Annotated in this window: 15 protein-coding genes; 9 read left to right on the top strand and 6 right to left on the bottom strand. The window is 70.4% G+C overall.

Features of this window, described 5'->3' with window-relative positions; translation table 11 throughout:
* Positions 1–186 precede the first annotated feature (186 nt).
* Positions 187–840, top strand: coding sequence for a pirin family protein (locus tag ACFWN1_RS08570; RefSeq protein ID WP_384359398.1), 654 nt, complete (start codon positions 187–189; stop codon positions 838–840).
* Here the strand turns inward: ACFWN1_RS08570 and ACFWN1_RS08565 are convergent.
* Both ACFWN1_RS08565 and ACFWN1_RS08560 read right to left on the bottom strand, forming a co-directional pair.
* Positions 837–1,658: a serine hydrolase domain-containing protein gene (locus ACFWN1_RS08565; RefSeq protein ID WP_384359372.1), complete on the bottom strand. Its 822-nt coding sequence runs from the start codon at positions 1,656–1,658 to the stop codon at positions 837–839. The genes ACFWN1_RS08570 and ACFWN1_RS08565 overlap by 4 nt on opposite strands.
* Positions 1,659–1,677: 19 nt before the next feature.
* Positions 1,678–2,148 (bottom strand): GNAT family N-acetyltransferase, encoded by a 471-nt coding sequence (locus ACFWN1_RS08560; RefSeq protein WP_384359371.1) that lies wholly within the window; start codon positions 2,146–2,148, stop codon positions 1,678–1,680.
* Positions 2,149–2,260: 112 nt separating this feature from the next.
* Between ACFWN1_RS08560 and ACFWN1_RS08555 the strand changes: the two genes are divergently transcribed.
* A complete protein-coding gene (locus ACFWN1_RS08555; RefSeq protein ID WP_384359370.1) occupies positions 2,261–2,716 on the top strand; it encodes a MerR family transcriptional regulator in 456 nt (151 codons plus the stop codon).
* Positions 2,713–3,732, top strand: coding sequence for an aldo/keto reductase (locus ACFWN1_RS08550; protein ID WP_384359369.1), 1,020 nt, complete (start codon positions 2,713–2,715; stop codon positions 3,730–3,732). The genes ACFWN1_RS08555 and ACFWN1_RS08550 overlap by 4 nt, the downstream gene beginning before the upstream one ends.
* A gap of 23 nt (positions 3,733–3,755) precedes the next feature.
* On the opposite strand, the gene ACFWN1_RS08545 is transcribed toward ACFWN1_RS08550, so the two are convergent.
* The 3 genes from ACFWN1_RS08545 to ACFWN1_RS08535 all read right to left on the bottom strand — a co-directional run bounded on the left by ACFWN1_RS08545 (position 3,756) and on the right by ACFWN1_RS08535 (position 6,629).
* Positions 3,756–4,589 carry a DUF4429 domain-containing protein gene (locus ACFWN1_RS08545; protein WP_384359368.1) on the bottom strand — a complete coding sequence of 278 codons (834 nt, stop codon included), beginning with the start codon at positions 4,587–4,589 and terminating at the stop codon, positions 3,756–3,758.
* A 66-nt stretch (positions 4,590–4,655) separates the two neighbouring features.
* Entirely contained in the window at positions 4,656–5,876 is a 1,221-nt protein-coding gene (locus ACFWN1_RS08540) for an alpha/beta hydrolase (protein ID WP_384359367.1), read from the bottom strand.
* Between the two features lie 126 nt (positions 5,877–6,002).
* Entirely contained in the window at positions 6,003–6,629 is a 627-nt protein-coding gene (locus ACFWN1_RS08535; protein WP_384359366.1) for a TetR family transcriptional regulator, read from the bottom strand.
* Positions 6,630–6,750: 121 nt separating this feature from the next.
* On the opposite strand from ACFWN1_RS08535, the gene ACFWN1_RS08530 reads away from it, so the two are divergent.
* A complete protein-coding gene (locus tag ACFWN1_RS08530; RefSeq protein ID WP_384359365.1) occupies positions 6,751–8,367 on the top strand; it encodes an MFS transporter in 1,617 nt (538 codons plus the stop codon).
* A 117-nt stretch (positions 8,368–8,484) separates the two neighbouring features.
* Here ACFWN1_RS08530 and aceE read toward each other — a convergent pair whose 3' ends face one another.
* Positions 8,485–11,241 (bottom strand): pyruvate dehydrogenase (acetyl-transferring), homodimeric type, encoded by a 2,757-nt coding sequence (aceE, locus tag ACFWN1_RS08525; RefSeq protein WP_384359364.1) that lies wholly within the window; start codon positions 11,239–11,241, stop codon positions 8,485–8,487.
* A gap of 417 nt (positions 11,242–11,658) precedes the next feature.
* Between aceE and ACFWN1_RS08520 the strand changes: the two genes are divergently transcribed.
* The 5 genes from ACFWN1_RS08520 to ACFWN1_RS08500 all read left to right on the top strand — a co-directional run bounded on the left by ACFWN1_RS08520 (position 11,659) and on the right by ACFWN1_RS08500 (position 15,271).
* A complete protein-coding gene (locus ACFWN1_RS08520) occupies positions 11,659–12,099 on the top strand; it encodes a DUF3052 domain-containing protein (protein ID WP_018545328.1) in 441 nt (146 codons plus the stop codon).
* Between the two features lie 137 nt (positions 12,100–12,236).
* Positions 12,237–12,695 (top strand): peroxiredoxin, encoded by a 459-nt coding sequence (locus ACFWN1_RS08515; protein ID WP_384359363.1) that lies wholly within the window; start codon positions 12,237–12,239, stop codon positions 12,693–12,695.
* A gap of 100 nt (positions 12,696–12,795) precedes the next feature.
* Positions 12,796–13,371 carry a TerD family protein gene (locus tag ACFWN1_RS08510; protein WP_384359362.1) on the top strand — a complete coding sequence of 192 codons (576 nt, stop codon included), beginning with the start codon at positions 12,796–12,798 and terminating at the stop codon, positions 13,369–13,371.
* Between the two features lie 100 nt (positions 13,372–13,471).
* Positions 13,472–14,050 (top strand): TerD family protein, encoded by a 579-nt coding sequence (locus ACFWN1_RS08505; protein WP_384359361.1) that lies wholly within the window; start codon positions 13,472–13,474, stop codon positions 14,048–14,050.
* 75 nt (positions 14,051–14,125) lie between these two features.
* Positions 14,126–15,271 carry a DUF475 domain-containing protein gene (locus ACFWN1_RS08500; RefSeq protein ID WP_384359360.1) on the top strand — a complete coding sequence of 382 codons (1,146 nt, stop codon included), beginning with the start codon at positions 14,126–14,128 and terminating at the stop codon, positions 15,269–15,271.
* Positions 15,272–15,341 lie beyond the last annotated feature (70 nt).

The following is a 15,341-nucleotide window of genomic DNA, read 5'->3' as shown; positions in this document are numbered from 1 at the left end:
CCGAGTGGCCCGTCCGCGAACCGATTTCCTTCCTTTCCCTTGTACCGGCCGCCGCCGGGAGCGGCCCCCGCGCGAAGGGCTAAACGGGCCATTCGGGTGTTTTCGAGCCGCGATGGTTCAGGAACCGCACACCGGCCGGTACATGCCTGTGGCACGGGCACCACGCGCACTACCGTGGGTGCCGTGATGGAGGTACGGCGCGCCGCTGAGCGTTACCACGGAGGAGACCCGGAGGCGGGCATCGACTCCCGGCACGCCCTGTCGTTCGGGCCGCACTACGACCCCGGGAACCTGCGCTTCGGCGCGGTGCTCGCCTGCAACGAGGAACGGCTCGCCCCCGGCGCCGGCTTCGACGAGCACCCGCACAGCCACACCGAGATCGTCACCTGGGTCGTCGAGGGCGAGCTGACCCACCGCGACTCCGCCGGCCACGCGAGCGTGGTCCGCCCCGGCGACCTGCAGCACCTCAGCGCGGCCGCGGGCGTCCGGCACGTCGAGCGCAACGACGGCACGGTCCCGCTGACCTTCGTGCAACTGTGGCTCGCCCCGCTGAAGCCCGGCGGCGAGCCGTCCTACGAGGTCGTCCCGGGCATCGCCGACTCCACCCCGTACGCTCTGCCCGGGGCCGGGGCGACGCTGCACGTACGGCGGCTCGCGGCGGGGGAGCGGACGGCACTGCCGGACGCGGCGCACCTCTACGTCCATGTGGTGCGCGGCGAGGCCGGCCTCGCCGGCGAGACCCTCGGCCCCGGCGACTCGGCCCGGATCACCGGCGCGGAGGGCCTCGCGGCGGTGGGGGTGACGGCGGCCGAGCTGCTGGTGTGGGAGATGGGGCCCTAGCCGCGCGCCCCGGCCAGCACCGCGTCCGTGAACACCGGCCACGCCTCGATCGCCCAGGGGCCGAAGGCGCGGTCGGTGAGGGCGACGGCAGCCAGGCCCGCGTCCGGGTCGGTCCACAGGAAGGTGCCGGACTGTCCGAAGTGGCCGAAGGTGCGCGGGGAGGACGAACTCCCGGTCCAGTGCGGGGACTTGGTGCCCCGGATCTCGAAGCCGAGGCCCCAGTCGTTGGGGTTCTGGTGCCCGTATCCCGGTAGCACGCCCTTGGTACCCGGGTACTGCACGGTCATCGCCTCCGCGACCGTCCGGGGGTCCAGCAGGCGCGGCGCCTGCACCTCGGCCGCGAACCGCAGCAGGTCCGCCACCGTGGAGACGCCGTCCCTGGCGGGCGAGCCCTCCAGCGAGGTCGACGTCATGCCCAGCGGCGCCAGCACCGCCTGCCGCAGGTACTCGGCGAAGGGGATGTCGGTGGCCTTGGCGATGTGGTCGCCGAGCTGCTCGAACCCGGCGTTGGAGTACAGCCGCCGCTCGCCCGGCGCCCCCGTCGTGCGGTGCTCGTCGAAGGCCAGCCCGGAGGTGTGCGCCAGCAGGTGGCGGACCGTGGCCCCGGGCGGTCCGGCGGGCTCGTCCAGCTCGACGGCGCCCTCCTCGTACGCGACCAGCGCCGCGTAGGCGGCCAGCGGCTTGGTCACCGAGGCCAGCGGGAAGCGGTGGTCCACCGGACCGCGGGTGCCCAGTACGGTCCCGTCGGCGCGGACGACGCCCGCGGCGGCGGTGGGGACGGGCCAGTTCTCGATCAGTGCCAGGCTCTGCGACGACATGCCAGGGAGCCTATGCGGGTCACAGCCGCAGCTCCATCAACGGGTCCGGCTTGGGCCTGAACCCGAGCGCCTCGTACAGCGGCCGGGCCTCGGCGGACGCGGTGAGCTGGACCTGCCGGGCGCCCCGCTCGCGGAACCAGGCCAGCAGCCCGTCCACGCACGCGCGGGAGTAGCCCCGGCGGCGGGTGCCGGGGTCGGTGGCGACGCTGAAGAGGTAGCCGACCGTGCCGTGCGGATTGCTCTCCCGCCCGATCCGGTACTCGACCGTCCCCGCCGCGAGCGCGGCCAGGACCCCCGGCCGCTCCGGGTGGTTCACCACGAAGGCGGCGAAGGTGCCCGCGGGCTCGGCCAGCCGGGCGCGCAGCGCAGGCAGCGACCCCTCGTGCCAGGCCCCCGCGTCACCGCCCCCGGAGACCGAGTCCAGCATCACCTGGCGCAGGCGCAGCACTTCCCGCGCGTCCTCGGGCACGGCCCGGCGTACGAGACTCATACGCGGCACGCTAGCGTCCGGACCAGGCTCCCGTCGCCGCCATTTCCGTCCGGGCCGTTTCTGCCGGACACCGCTTGCCTGGAGTGCGCTCGAAGGTCTTAGCGTTGGGGGCATGACGGTGACGCAGACCACGCAGGCGGTGTCGGCCGGCCAGGACGACTGCTCCGGCCCCCCGCCGCGCCATCCCCGGCCGGACGGCCAGGACCGGTACACGATCAGTGAGGTCGTCGCCTTCACCGGACTGACCGCGCACACCCTGCGCTGGTACGAGCGGATCGGCCTGATGCCGCACGTCGACCGCTCGCACACCGGCCAGCGCCGCTATACCAACCGCGATCTGGACTGGCTGGTCTTCGTGACCAAGCTGCGGCTCACCGGCATGCCGGTCGCCGACATGGTCCGGTACGCCGAGCTGGTGCGGCAGGGGGAGAGCACCTACGACGAACGGCGCGAGCTGCTGGAGTCGACCCGCCGGGACGTGCTCGGCCGGATCGACGAGCTGCGCGACACGCTCGCCGTGCTCGATCTGAAGATCGGTTTCTACGCCACGGAGGGGACCACCCGATGACCGACCGCACGATGCCGGCCGTACGCCTGGGCGAGACCGGCCCGGAGACCGGCGTCCAGGGCCTCGGCTGCATGGGCATGAGCTTCGGCTACGGCCCGGCGGACACCGGGCAGTCGCGGGCCGCGCTGGAGCGCGCCTTCGACCTGGGCGTGACGCTGTACGACACGGCGGACGCCTACGGCGCCGGGGACAACGAGCGGTTCCTCGCCCCCTTCCTCAAGGCGCACCGCGACGAGGTGGTCATCGCCACCAAGTTCGCGCTGTCCATCCCGCCGGACGACCCGAGCAGGCGGATCATCCGCAACGACGCCCCCTACATCCGCCAGGCCGTCGAGGACAGCCTGAAGCGGCTCGACGTCGACGTGATCGACCTCTATTACATGCACCGCCGCGATGTGAACGTGCCCTTGGAGGAGACCGTCGGCGTCATGGCCGACCTGGTGCGTGAGGGCAAGGTCAAGCACCTGGGGCTGAGCGAGGTCACCGCCGGGGAACTGCGTACCGCGCACGCCGTCCACCCGATCGCGGCCGTGCAGTCCGAGTGGTCCCTGTTCAGCCGGGACATCGAGGCCCACGTCGTTCCGGCCGCCCGCGAGCTGGGCGTCGGCCTGGTCCCCTACTCCCCGCTGGGGCGGGGCTTCCTCACCGGCGCCTTCACCGATGCCGCCGAGGAACTGACCGAGGGCGACTTCCGCCGCTCCCAGCCCCGCTTCACCGGCGACAACGCGACCGCCAACGCGGCCCTGCTGGAGCCGGTGCGCCAAGTGGCCGAGGCGCACGGGGCGACCCTCGGGCAGGTCGCGCTGGCCTGGGTGCACCAGCGGGCCGCGGTGCACGGCCTCGTGGTCGTGCCGATCCCGGGCACCCGCAAGGCGGACCGGGTCACCGAGAACGCCGGTGCCGCGCACCTCGTCCTCACCGCCGGGGAGCTGGACCTGCTGGAGCCGATCGCCGGGCAGGTCGCGGGGGACCGGTACGCCGACATGACGTTCACCTCGGCGGGCCGGGAGCGGTAGGAGCGGGCCGGGAGCGGTAGGAGCTACAGCTCGGCCTTCTTCGCGGCGAACTCCTCGTCGGTCACCAGACCGGCCCGGTGCAGGTCACCGAGGCTGCGGATGCGCTCGGCGACACCGGCCGGGTCCCGCCGGGGCGCGGCCGGCACCGCCGGTACGGCACCCCGGGTCCGTACCGCCGCGAGGACGGCCGCCGCGAACGGCAGCGACTCGTGCACCGGCCCGTAGCCGAGCCCGAAGACCACGGTCGCCGCGTCCTGGTCGGGCGGGACCGGATCGGCGGCGGGGTCGTTCGGCAGCAGCCGCAGATACCCCTCGAACGCCTCCGGTGAGCGCCACTCCACCCCGCCGAGGTCCGTGACCGCGAACCTCTGGTCACCCGCCTTCCACTTCGCCGAGGACGCACCCGTCCACGACCAGCGGAACCGCACCGAGGTCCCGTCGAAGGACGCCTTGCCGTCGTACGCCTTGAACCGCTGCGGCGCCTCGGGGGCGGCGATCAGATGCCGGTCGGCGGGACCGGACTCGGTCAGCGCGGCCGTCAGCTCGTCGGCGTAGTACTCGGCCAGCGTCTCCCGCTCGGCGGGCAGGACCAGCCGGTAGGGGTCCAGGCCGTCGGGGAGCTGGCCGGCCGCCGCCTCCAGCAGCGGGTCGGCCCCGGCGCGCGGCTGAAGGCGCAGTACCACGGTGCCCCGCCTGCCCTCGGCCAGGCTCACCGCATCGAGGGCGGCGAGCGGCACCCGTCGTCGGCCGAGTGCCTGGAAGAGTTTCGGTGTGCGTATCCCCCGCTCGTAGCGGATGAGCACGGAGTCGGAGTCGAACTCCCAGACGGCCTGAAAACCCGCCAGTACGTCACCCATGTGGCTCATCGTATGCGGCACCTGTCCCTCCGTCGCCACCCGCGCCGACCGCACTTCCTGCTGTCTCTACGCGCGTCCCCCGGCGGGCGCGTCCGGCACCCCGGCCCGGCACGCCTCGTCCCCCCGGGCGCAGGTCACCGAGCCGTACGCCCCCACGCCGACCTCGGCGAGATTGCGCAGGCTGTCCGTGCCCGGCTGGAAGTAACCGGCGTGGCCCCGCGCGTCGCGCGAGGACAGCACCCGGGCGCCGAACGCGCGGGACACCGGGTCCGCGCCGTGCCCGAGCCCGCCGACCTCCAGATACGGCACGTCCTGCACCCAGTCGGTGGCGTCCCGCATCGCCCACACCCGGGCGGTGGGGTTCAGGTGGGCGGCCCTGGCCGCCCGCATGCCGGGGCTCGCGGCCACCGCGATGTCGCTGACCCGGCGGGGCATGCCGGGCGCGGCGACCCCGCAGACCACCGAGCCGTAGCTGTGGCAGAACATCGACACCTCGGCCCGGCCGGGCAGCCCGCGCAGCAGGGCGTTCAGCCGGACGGCGCCGTCCGTCGCGCGCATCGCGGTCGCCGCGTCCACCCCGAGCCCGGCGGGCGCGGTGTAGTCGGCCCAGGCGATCACGGCGGTACGGGTGGCGGGCGCCGCCTGCCGCTCGGCCGAGTAGAGCGCCTTGGCCATGCCGACCGGGGCGCTGTACGGACGGTGGGACCTCTCGAAGGTGATCAGGTCGGTGTCGACACCGGGCACCACCACGGAGATCCGCTCCGCCCGGCGCAGGTCGCCGAAGACCTCGGCGATCCGGCCCGAGCCCTCGGGGTCGAAGGCGAGGATGTGCCGCTCGGGCCGCATGAGCGCCTCGTACCGGTGCAGCCTGCGGGAGGCGTCCTGCTGGCCGGCCGTACTGAGCCGGTTGTCGTGCGTGCGCCGGGACTCCACGTCCCGCTCCCGCTCCAGCGCCACCCGGTTGGCCTCGTAGCGCAGTGGGACGGGGGCGCCGTTCATGTTGCCCACCGCCAGCGGGTGGCGCCGGGCCAGGTCGTGGCGGTCGTGGGCGGTGAGTGAGCCGAAGAAGCGGGCCAGCCGGTCCGGGGCGGTCTTCGCCGGGTCCGGCAGCGGCTTGCCGTGCAGGCTGTCGCGCACCCACCGGGAGAAGGAGGACCGCAGCGCGGCCGACTCGCGGTGGCTGTGCAGCGCGGTCCAGCCGGTGGTCGCGAGCATCACGAACACGACGGCCGGCGCCAGGAGTGCGCGCCATGCGTTGAGCTGGGGAGAGGTGCCGAAGGAAGTCACTGGGAGGACACACTAGGAGAACGGAAGGGTCTCGGGGCAATCGAGTGGCCGGTATCACGTTTCGCGGGCCGGAAGCCGGTCCAGGGGCGGTCTTTCGCGACGATCTCCCCTGGTCCGCCGACGATTTCAGGCCGCGCGCCAGTTCCCCGTCAGTGCCGGGCCCACCTGATCGAGGTACGCCTCCGTGAGCCCCCGGATGGCCGCCGGACTGAAGTCGTCACCGGTGCTCCACTGCCGCTCGGTGACCCGTATCACCCCGGCGAACACGGCCACGGTGAGCCGGGGGCGGGGGTCGGTGTCCAGGTCGACGCCCTCGCGTTCCGCGAGCAGCCGGGCAAGGGTCTCCTCGGTCGCCGCCGACCGGCGCAGATGCGCGGCGAGCAGCGCCGGGGTGGACTCGATCATGCGGTACATCCGCAGATACAGCCCGACCGGTACGACCGACTCGACGGTCTCCCGTATGTCGTCCCAGCCCTCCAGCATGGCCTGCCGGAGCGCCTCCATCGGCGGTTCGTGCGGCGGCCGGGCCCGTACGGCGGTCACGAAACGGGCCTCCGTCACCTCCTGCACGGCGAAGGCCGCGTCCTCCTTGCCAGCGAAGTAGCGGAAGAAGGTGCGCTGCGACACATCGACGGCCTCGGCGATCTCGTCGACGGTGGTGCGCTCGTACCCCTGGGTGGTGAACAGTTCGAGGGCGGCGCGTACCAGCGCCTCGCGGGTACGCCGCTTCTTGCGTTCGCGCAGCGTCTCCATGGCCTCTCCCGGTGCGTCCTTCCAGCTCAGCCTATGCGCTCGGGTGAAGGGCGGTCGGATGTCGGCCACTGACCGGGGAAGGTGTTTGTCAAGTGTCAGTGACTGTCACTAGCCTTATTACATGACTAGTCAGACCACCATCGACAAGACGGGACCGGAGGACGGGTCACCCGCCGACGTGTCGCCGCCCGCTCCGGCGGGCCTGCGCGGGCACCCCTGGTTCACCCTGATCACCGTCGCCGTGGGCGTCATGATGGTGGCCCTCGACGGCACCATCGTGGCCATCGCCAACCCGGCCATCGCCAAGGACCTGCACGCGAGCTTCTCCGACGTGCAGTGGATCACCAACGCCTACTTCCTCGCCCTCGCGGTCGCCCTGATCACCGCGGGCAAGCTCGGTGACCGCTTCGGGCACCGGCAGACCTTCCTCATCGGTGTGACCGGCTTCGCACTGGCCTCCGGTGCCATCGGCCTGTCCGACAGCATCCCGGGGGTCGTCACCTTCCGGGTCCTCCAGGGCCTGTTCGGCGCGCTGCTGATGCCGGCCGCGCTCGGCCTGCTGCGGGCCACCTTCCCGGCCGAGAAGCTCAACATGGCGATCGGCATCTGGGGCATGGTCATCGGCGCCTCCACAGCGGGCGGCCCGATCCTCGGCGGTGTGCTGGTCCAGCACGTCAACTGGCAGTCGGTGTTCTTCGTCAACGTGCCCGTCGGCCTGCTCGCCCTTCTGCTCGGCACCCTGATCCTGCTCGACCACCGCGCGGAGAACGCCCCGCGCTCCTTCGACCTGCCCGGCATCGCGCTGCTCTCCGGCGCCATGTTCTGCCTGGTCTGGGCGCTGATCAAGGCTCCGGCCTGGGGCTGGGGCGACGGCCGGACCTGGGGCTTCATGGGCGCCTCGGCGCTGCTCTTCGTGGTCTTCGCCTGGTGGGAGACGAGGGTCGCCGAACCGCTGATCCCGCTGACCCTGTTCCGCTCGGTCCCGCTCTCGGCGGGCGTGGTGCTGATGGTGATGATGGCCATCGCCTTCATGGGCGGCCTGTTCTTCGTGACGTTCTACCTCCAGAACGTGCACGGCCTCCGCCCCGTCGACGCCGGTCTGCATCTGCTCCCGCTCACCGGCATGCTGATCGTCGGCTCCCCGCTGGCCGGCTTCGCCATCACCAAGCTGGGCCCGCGCATCCCGCTCGCCGGCGGCATGACGCTCACCGCCGTCGCCATGTACGGCATGTCCACCCTCAAGGCGGACACCGGCAGCGCGACCATGTCGGTCTGGTTCGCGCTGCTCGGCCTCGGGCTCGCCCCGGTCATGGTGGGCGCCACCGAGGTCATCGTGGGCAACGCCCCCATGGCGCTCTCGGGCGTGGCGGGCGGTCTCCAGCAGGCGGCCATGCAGATCGGCGGCAGCCTCGGCACCGCCGTACTGGGCGCCGTCATGGCCTCCAAGGTCGACAGCGATCTGGCAGGCAACTGGACCGGCGCGGGCCTGCCCCCGCTGACCCCCGCTCAACTCGCCCAGGCGTCCCAGGCGGTCCAGGTCGGCGTGGCCCCGGTGACCCGGCAGACGCCCCCGCCCCTGATCGCCAAGATCACCGACGTCGCCCATGACACCTTCATCTCGGGCATGAGCCTCGCGTCGCTGGTGGCGGCGGGCGTGGCGGCGGTGGCCATCCTGGTGGCCCTGCTGACCCGCCGAGGCGTGAACGCGGAGGCGGGCGCAGGGGTGGGCCACATCTGAGACCGGCCGGCTTGCGAGGGGCGCGGGGAACCGCGCGACAAGCCACGACGGCCCCGCGGCCGCGCGATCACCGAAGCGAGAACGGTGATCGCGCGGCCACACTCGGGCCGCGCGGCGCTACGCGTCTCCTCCGGCCGCGCCGGGAGCCGCCGCCTTCACATCCAGCAACTGGTACCGGTCGATGGCCTGCTTCAGCGCGGACCGGTCGATCTTCCCCTCCTTCGCCAGCTCCGTCAGCACCGCCACCACGATCGACTGCGCGTCGATGTGGAAGAACCGCCGAGCCGCCCCGCGTGTGTCCGCGAACCCGAACCCGTCCGCACCGAGGGACTGGTAGGGACCGGGCACCCACCGCGCGATCTGGTCCGGCACCGACCGCATCCAGTCGGACACCGCCACGAACGGCCCCTGCGCCCCCCCGAGCTTCCGGGTCACAAACGGCACCCGCTGCTCCTCCTCGGGGTGCAGCAGGTTGTGCTGCTCGCAGGCCACCGCCTCCCGGCGCAGCTCGTTCCAGGAGGTCGCCGACCAGACATCGGCCCTGACGTCCCACTCGTCGGCGAGGACGCGCTGCGCCTCCAGCGCCCACGGCACCGCGACACCGGACGCCATGATCTGCGCCGGGACCGAGCCGCCGGTGCCCTCCTTCAGCCGGTGGACACCCCTGAGGATGCCCTCGGCATCCACGTCCGCCGGTTCGGCCGGGTGCTGGATGGGCTCGTTGTAGACGGTGAGGTAGTAGAAGACGTCCTCGCCGTGCGGGTGCTCCGGGTTCTCTGCGGACCCGCCGTACATCCGGCGCAGCCCGTCCTCGACGATGTGCGCGATCTCGTACCCGTACGCCGGGTCGTAGGCCACGCACGCCGGGTTGGTCGAGGCGAGGAGCTGGGAGTGGCCGTCCGCGTGCTGGAGGCCTTCGCCGGTCAGGGTCGTGCGGCCGGCGGTCGCGCCCAGCACGAAACCTCGCGAGAGCTGGTCGGCCATCTGCCAGAACTGGTCGCCGGTGCGCTGGAAGCCGAACATCGAGTAGAAGACGTACACCGGGATCAGCGGCTCGCCGTGTGTGGCGTAGGCCGAGCCGGCCGCGATCAGTGAGGCCGTGCAGCCCGCCTCGGAGATGCCGTCGTGCAGCATCTGGCCGGTCGGGGACTCCTTGTAGGCGAGCAGCAGCTCCCGGTCCACCGACTCGTACTGCTGACCCAGCGGGTTGTAGATCTTCGCGCTCGGGAAGAAGGAGTCCATGCCGAAGGTGCGGTACTCGTCCGGCGCGATCAGCACGAACCGCTTGCCGATCTCCTTGTCCCGCATGAGGTCCTTCAGCAGTCGTACGAACGCCATCGTGGTGGCGATGGACTGCTGCCCCGACCCCTTCTTCACACTCGCGTACGCCTTCTCGTCGGGCAGCGCGAGCGGCTTCGAGCGCACGACGCGCGTCGGCACGTAGCCCCCGAGCGAGGAGCGCCGGTCGTGCATGTACTGCATCTCCTCCGAGTCCCGGCCGGGGTGGTAGTACGGCGGCGCGCCGGACTCCAGCTCCCTGTCGGTGATCGGCAGGTGCAGCCGGTCGCGGAAGCCCTTGAGGTCGTCGACCGTCAGCTTCTTCATCTGGTGGGTGGCGTTGCGGCCCTCGAAGTTCGGGCCCAGCGTCCAGCCCTTGATCGTCTTGGCCAGGATGACCGTCGGCTGGCCCTTATGTTCCTTGGCCGCCTTGAACGCCGCGTAGATCTTGCGATGGTCGTGGCCGCCGCGGCCCAGGTGCAGGACCTGGTCGTCGGTCATGTTCTCCACCATGGCGCGCAGCCGGTGGTCGTCACCGAAGAAGTGGTCCCGGATGTAGGCACCGGACTCGGTGGCGTACGTCTGGAACTGGCCGTCCGGGGTGGTGTTCATCCGGTTGACCAGCACGCCGTCCCGGTCCTGGGCCAGCAGCGGGTCCCAGCTGCGGTCCCACACCAGCTTGATCACGTTCCAGCCGGCGCCGCGGAACTGCGACTCCAGCTCCTGGATGATCTTGCCGTTGCCGCGCACCGGGCCGTCGAGCCGCTGGAGGTTGCAGTTGACCACGAAGGTCAGGTTGTCCAGCCCCTCACGGGCCGCGATGGACAGCTGGCCGAGCGACTCCGGCTCGTCCATCTCGCCGTCGCCGAGGAACGCCCACACGTGCGAGTTCGAGGTGTCGGCGATGCCGCGCGCCTCCATGTACCGGTTCATCCGGGCCTGGTAGATCGCGCCGAGCGGGCCGAGGCCCATGGAGACGGTCGGGAACTCCCAGAAGTCCGGCATCGAGCGCGGGTGGGGGTAGCTGGACAGGCCGTCCGGGAACCTGGAGTGCTCCTGGCGGAACCCGTCGAGCTGGTTCTCCGAGAGCCGGTCCAGCAGATACGCGCGGGCGTAGATGCCCGGCGAGGCGTGGCCCTGGAAGAAGACCTGGTCGCCGCCGTCACCGCCGTCCTTGCCCCGGAAGAAGTGGTTGAAGCCCACGTCGTACAGGGAGGCGGAGGAGGCGAAGGTGGCGATGTGGCCGCCGACGCCGATGCCGGGCCGCTGGGCGCGCGAGACCATCACGGCCGCGTTCCAGCGGGTCGCGTTGAGGATGCGGCGCTCGATCTCCTCGTTGCCGGGGAAGAACGGCTCGCTCTTGGTGGGGATCGTGTTGACGTAGTCCGTGCTGCGCATCTCGGGCACGGCCACGCGCTTCTCGCGGGCTCGTTCGATCAGCCGCAGCATCAGATACCTGGCCCGCTCCCGGCCACGCTCGTCCACGGCGGCGTCGAGGGAGTCGAGCCACTCCTGCGTTTCCTCGGGATCGAAGTCAGGAACCTGACTCGGAAGGCCGCCAATGATGATCGGATTGCGATCGGAACCGGAAGCCACGCTGTTCCTTACCTGTCGGAGGGACCTGCCTACACCGTTACCCATCGTGTACCTGGGGAACGTGGTACGTCATCCACTGGTTCCCCCCGTTCCTGTCGCCGGACAGCTCAAATCATGACGATACGCCCGGGGTGTGACGGGCATGGCAAAGTTGTTCGATGGGCGTATCGGCGGATGATTCCGAAGTGCGCATAAGGGGCACATCGGTGTGATGTGGTTCTCCGGGAAACGGGATACGGTGCCATGAAGGGCGGTGCGGGGCGGTGCGGGGTGCCGAAGCGGCCCGGAACGTCACCGTTTCGGCGGTCAAGAAGGCCGGGTACTTGCGCGATCCGCCCCGCCCGTGTGGACTACGGCCAATGCTTCGCGCACGCGCGTGGCTCAGTTATTCACCAAGACATGATCAGGAGGCAACCCGTGAGCGCGACCGCGGACCACGCGGAGGAGCGGACGAACCCTGCCGCCAGGCTGGGGTTCCAGCCCGGACAGGTGGTCCAGGAGATCGGCTACGACGAGGACGTCGATCAGGAGCTCCGCGAGGCCATCGAGGAAGCCGTCGAAGGCGACCTGATGGACGAGGAATACGACGACGTGGCCGACGCCGTTGTGCTGTGGTTCCGTGATGACGACGGAGACCTCACCGATGTACTCGTGGATGCCACCACGTACATCGAAGAGGGCGGCGCCATCCTGCTTCTGACGCCGAAGACCGGCCGTACGGGGTACGTGGAGCCGAGCGACATCTCGGAGGCCGCAACCACCGCAGGGCTGACCGCTTCGAAGAGCGTCAGCGTCGGCAAGGACTGGAGCGGCTCGCGTCTGGCGACGCCGAAGGCCGCCAAGTCCGGCAAGCGTTAGGAAGAACGCGTCATCGCCGCGCCGAGCGGGCCGGGACTCCCCGGTCCGCCCGGCGGTCCCGGCGTGATCGCTGCGTAGGGTGGAGACCGGGCGAGTGACCCGCTCACCCGTACGGCTCAGCGAAGGGATGCAGGACGATGGCGCTCCAGGTCGGCGACGAGGCACCCGACTTCGAACTGAAGGACAACCACGGCCGCACCGTGCGGCTCTCCGGCTTCCGGGGCGAGAAGAACGTGGTGCTGCTCTTCTACCCCTTCGCCTTCACCGGCGTCTGCACCGGCGAGCTGTGCGAACTGCGTGACAACCTTCCGCAGTTCACCGACCGGGACACCCAGCTGCTCGCCGTCTCCAACGACTCCATGCACACCCTGCGCGTCTTCGGCGAGCAGGAGGGCCTGGAGTACCCGTTGCTCAGCGACTTCTGGCCGCACGGCAACGTGAGCCGGGCGTATGGCGTCTTCGACGAGGACAAGGGGTGCGCCGTCCGGGGCACCTTCATCCTCGACAAGACGGGCACCGTGCGCTGGACCGTGGTCAACGGCCTGCCCGACGCCCGTGACCTGACCGACTACGTGAAGGCGCTCGACACCCTGTGACCGGCCCGCGCTTCGCGGGAACCCGTCACTAGGATCGGCACGTTGATCCCGTATCCGATGCACTACGGGGCTGTCGGCCCCAGGACCACATGGAGGACCCGTGGGAGTCAGCCTCAGCAAGGGTGGCAACGTCTCGCTGACCAAGGAGGCTCCCGGCCTGACCGCCGTCATCGTCGGTCTGGGCTGGGACGTGCGCACCACGACCGGCACCGACTTCGACCTCGACGCCAGCGCGCTGCTGGTGAACAACGCCGGCAAGGTGGCCAGCGACCAGCACTTCGTCTTCTTCAACAACCTCAAGAGCCCCGACGGCTCGGTCGAGCACACCGGCGACAACCTCACCGGTGAGGGCGAGGGCGACGACGAGCAGGTCAAGGTGGACCTCGCCACCGTCCCGGCCGACGTGGACAAGATCGTCTTCCCGGTCTCGATCTACGAGGCCGAGAACCGCCAGCAGTCCTTCGGCCAGGTCCGCAACGCCTTCATCCGCGTCGTCAACCAGGCGGACGGGCAGGAACTCGCGCGCTACGACCTCAGTGAGGACGCCTCCACCGAGACGGCCATGGTCTTCGGCGAGCTGTACCGCAACGGCCCGGAGTGGAAGTTCCGCGCCATCGGACAGGGGTACGCCTCGGGCCTGCGCGGCATCGCCCAGGACTTCGGCGTCAACGTCTGACGACGTCGTACGGCTCGCACCTTCCTCCGGCGCCGTTCCGCGTTTGCGGGCGGCGCCGGAGGCGCAGGAGAACCAGGTAACACCACAGGGGAGGACCAGCATGGGTGTCACGCTCGCCAAGGGAGGCAATGTCTCCCTCTCCAAGGCCGCGCCGAATCTGACCAACGTCTCGATCGGGCTGGGCTGGGACGCCCGCTCGACCACCGGCGCCCCCTTCGACCTGGACGCCAGCGCGCTGTTGTGCGGCGCCGGGAACCGGGTGCTGGGGGACGAGTGGTTCGTGTTCTACAACCAGCTCACCAGCCCCGACGGCTCGGTCGAGCACACCGGCGACAACCTCACCGGTGAGGGCGAGGGCGATGACGAATCGATCCTGGTCGACCTCTCCCGGGTGCCTCCCCAGTGCGAGAAGATCATTTTTCCGGTCTCGATCCACGCCGCCGACGAACGCGGCCAGTCCTTCGGCCAGGTCGCCAACGCGTTCATCCGCGTCGTCAACCAGGCGGACGGCCAGGAACTCGCGCGCTACGACCTCAGTGAGGACGCCTCCACCGAAACAGCCATGATCTTCGGCGAGCTGTACCGGTACCAGGGCGAATGGAAGTTCCGTGCGGTCGGACAGGGGTACGCGTCCGGACTTCGGGGCATCGCTCTAGACTTCGGAGTCAACGTTTCGTAAAGCCGGGTACGGCAAGGGGGAAACCCTCTCCCAGATGCGGTCTGGGGGGACCCCCGGAAGATGATGGGGTAGCCAGTGCTTCTGAAAACCTTCGGCTGGTCGTTCGCGGTGACCGCGCTCGGCCTGGTCGCGGCGGTCTTCTACGGGGGGTGGCAGGGCTTCGGCATCGTGGCGATCCTCACCATCCTCGAGATTTCGCTGTCCTTCGACAACGCGGTGGTCAACGCCGGAATCCTGAAGAAGATGAACGCCTTCTGGCAGAAGATCTTCCTCACGGTCGGCGTGCTCATCGCGGTCTTCGGTATGCGGCTGGTCTTTCCCGTCGTCATCGTCGCCATCACCGCGAAGAAGAATCCGCTCGACGCGGTCGACCTCGCCTTCACCGACAAGGACCTCTACCAGCAGCTCGTCACCGACGCCCACCCGGCGATCGCCGCGTTCGGTGGCATGTTCCTTCTGATGATCTTCCTCGACTTCATCTTCGAGGACCGGGACATCCAGTGGCTGCGCTGGATCGAACGGCCGCTGGCCAAGCTCGGCAAGGTCGACATGCTGTCGGTCTGCATCGCCCTGATCGTCCTGCTGATCACCTCCTTCACCTTCGCCACCCACGCCCACCAGCACGGCGGCACCCATGTCGACAAGGCCCAGACGGTCCTGATCGCGGGCATCGCGGGTCTGATCACCTACATGGTCGTCGGCGGCCTCTCCGGCTACTTCGAGGACAAGCTGGAGGCCGAGGAGGAGCGTGAGCACGAGGCCGAGGAGGAGGCCACCCGCACCGGCAAGCCACGTTCGGCGGTGCAGCTCGCCGGCCAGGCCGCGTTCTTCATGTTCCTCTACCTGGAGGTCCTGGACGCGTCCTTCTCCTTCGACGGCGTGATCGGCGCCTTCGCCATCACCAACGACATCGTCCTGATGGCGCTGGGCCTCGGCATCGGCGCGATGTACGTCCGTTCGCTGACCGTCTACCTGGTCCGCCAGGGCACCCTCGACGACTACGTCTACCTGGAGCACGGCGCCCACTACGCGATCGGCGCCCTCGCGGTGATCCTCATGGTCACCATCCGTTACGAGATCAACGAGGTCATCACCGGCCTGGTCGGTGTCGTGCTGATCGCCTGGTCCTTCTGGTCCTCGGTGCGCCGCAACCGCGCGCTCGCGGCCGCGGGGGGCGACGCGGGGTCCAGCGAGAAGACGGAGATCTCCTCCGGGGTCTGACGGCGGGGCCTGACGGCGGGGTCTGACGGTCCCCTAGGGGCAAGATCAGGGACGCGGCGGGGTGTGGCAC

The organism is Streptomyces sp. NPDC058459, assembly GCF_042721685.1.
GTDB lineage: Bacteria > Actinomycetota > Actinomycetes > Streptomycetales > Streptomycetaceae > Streptomyces.
This window is presented reverse-complemented; position numbering and strand designations above follow the sequence as displayed.

Bases quoted from the DNA above. Each gene is read 5' to 3' on its own strand.
- ACFWN1_RS08545 (WP_384359368.1), bottom strand. From the start codon at position 4,589: ATGGGTGACGTACTGGCGGGTTTTCAGGCCGTCTGGGAGTTCGACTCC.
- ACFWN1_RS08530 (WP_384359365.1), top strand. From the start codon at position 6,751: ATGACTAGTCAGACCACCATCGACAAGACGGGACCGGAGGACGGGTCA.
- ACFWN1_RS08570 (WP_384359398.1), top strand. From the start codon at position 187: ATGGAGGTACGGCGCGCCGCTGAGCGTTACCACGGAGGAGACCCGGAG.
- ACFWN1_RS08550 (WP_384359369.1), top strand. From the start codon at position 2,713: ATGACCGACCGCACGATGCCGGCCGTACGCCTGGGCGAGACCGGCCCG.
- ACFWN1_RS08505 (WP_384359361.1), top strand. From the start codon at position 13,472: ATGGGTGTCACGCTCGCCAAGGGAGGCAATGTCTCCCTCTCCAAGGCC.
- ACFWN1_RS08535 (WP_384359366.1), bottom strand. From the start codon at position 6,629: ATGGAGACGCTGCGCGAACGCAAGAAGCGGCGTACCCGCGAGGCGCTG.
- ACFWN1_RS08565 (WP_384359372.1), bottom strand. From the start codon at position 1,658: ATGTCGTCGCAGAGCCTGGCACTGATCGAGAACTGGCCCGTCCCCACC.
- ACFWN1_RS08555 (WP_384359370.1), top strand. From the start codon at position 2,261: ATGACGGTGACGCAGACCACGCAGGCGGTGTCGGCCGGCCAGGACGAC.
- ACFWN1_RS08515 (WP_384359363.1), top strand. From the start codon at position 12,237: ATGGCGCTCCAGGTCGGCGACGAGGCACCCGACTTCGAACTGAAGGAC.
- ACFWN1_RS08560 (WP_384359371.1), bottom strand. From the start codon at position 2,148: ATGAGTCTCGTACGCCGGGCCGTGCCCGAGGACGCGCGGGAAGTGCTG.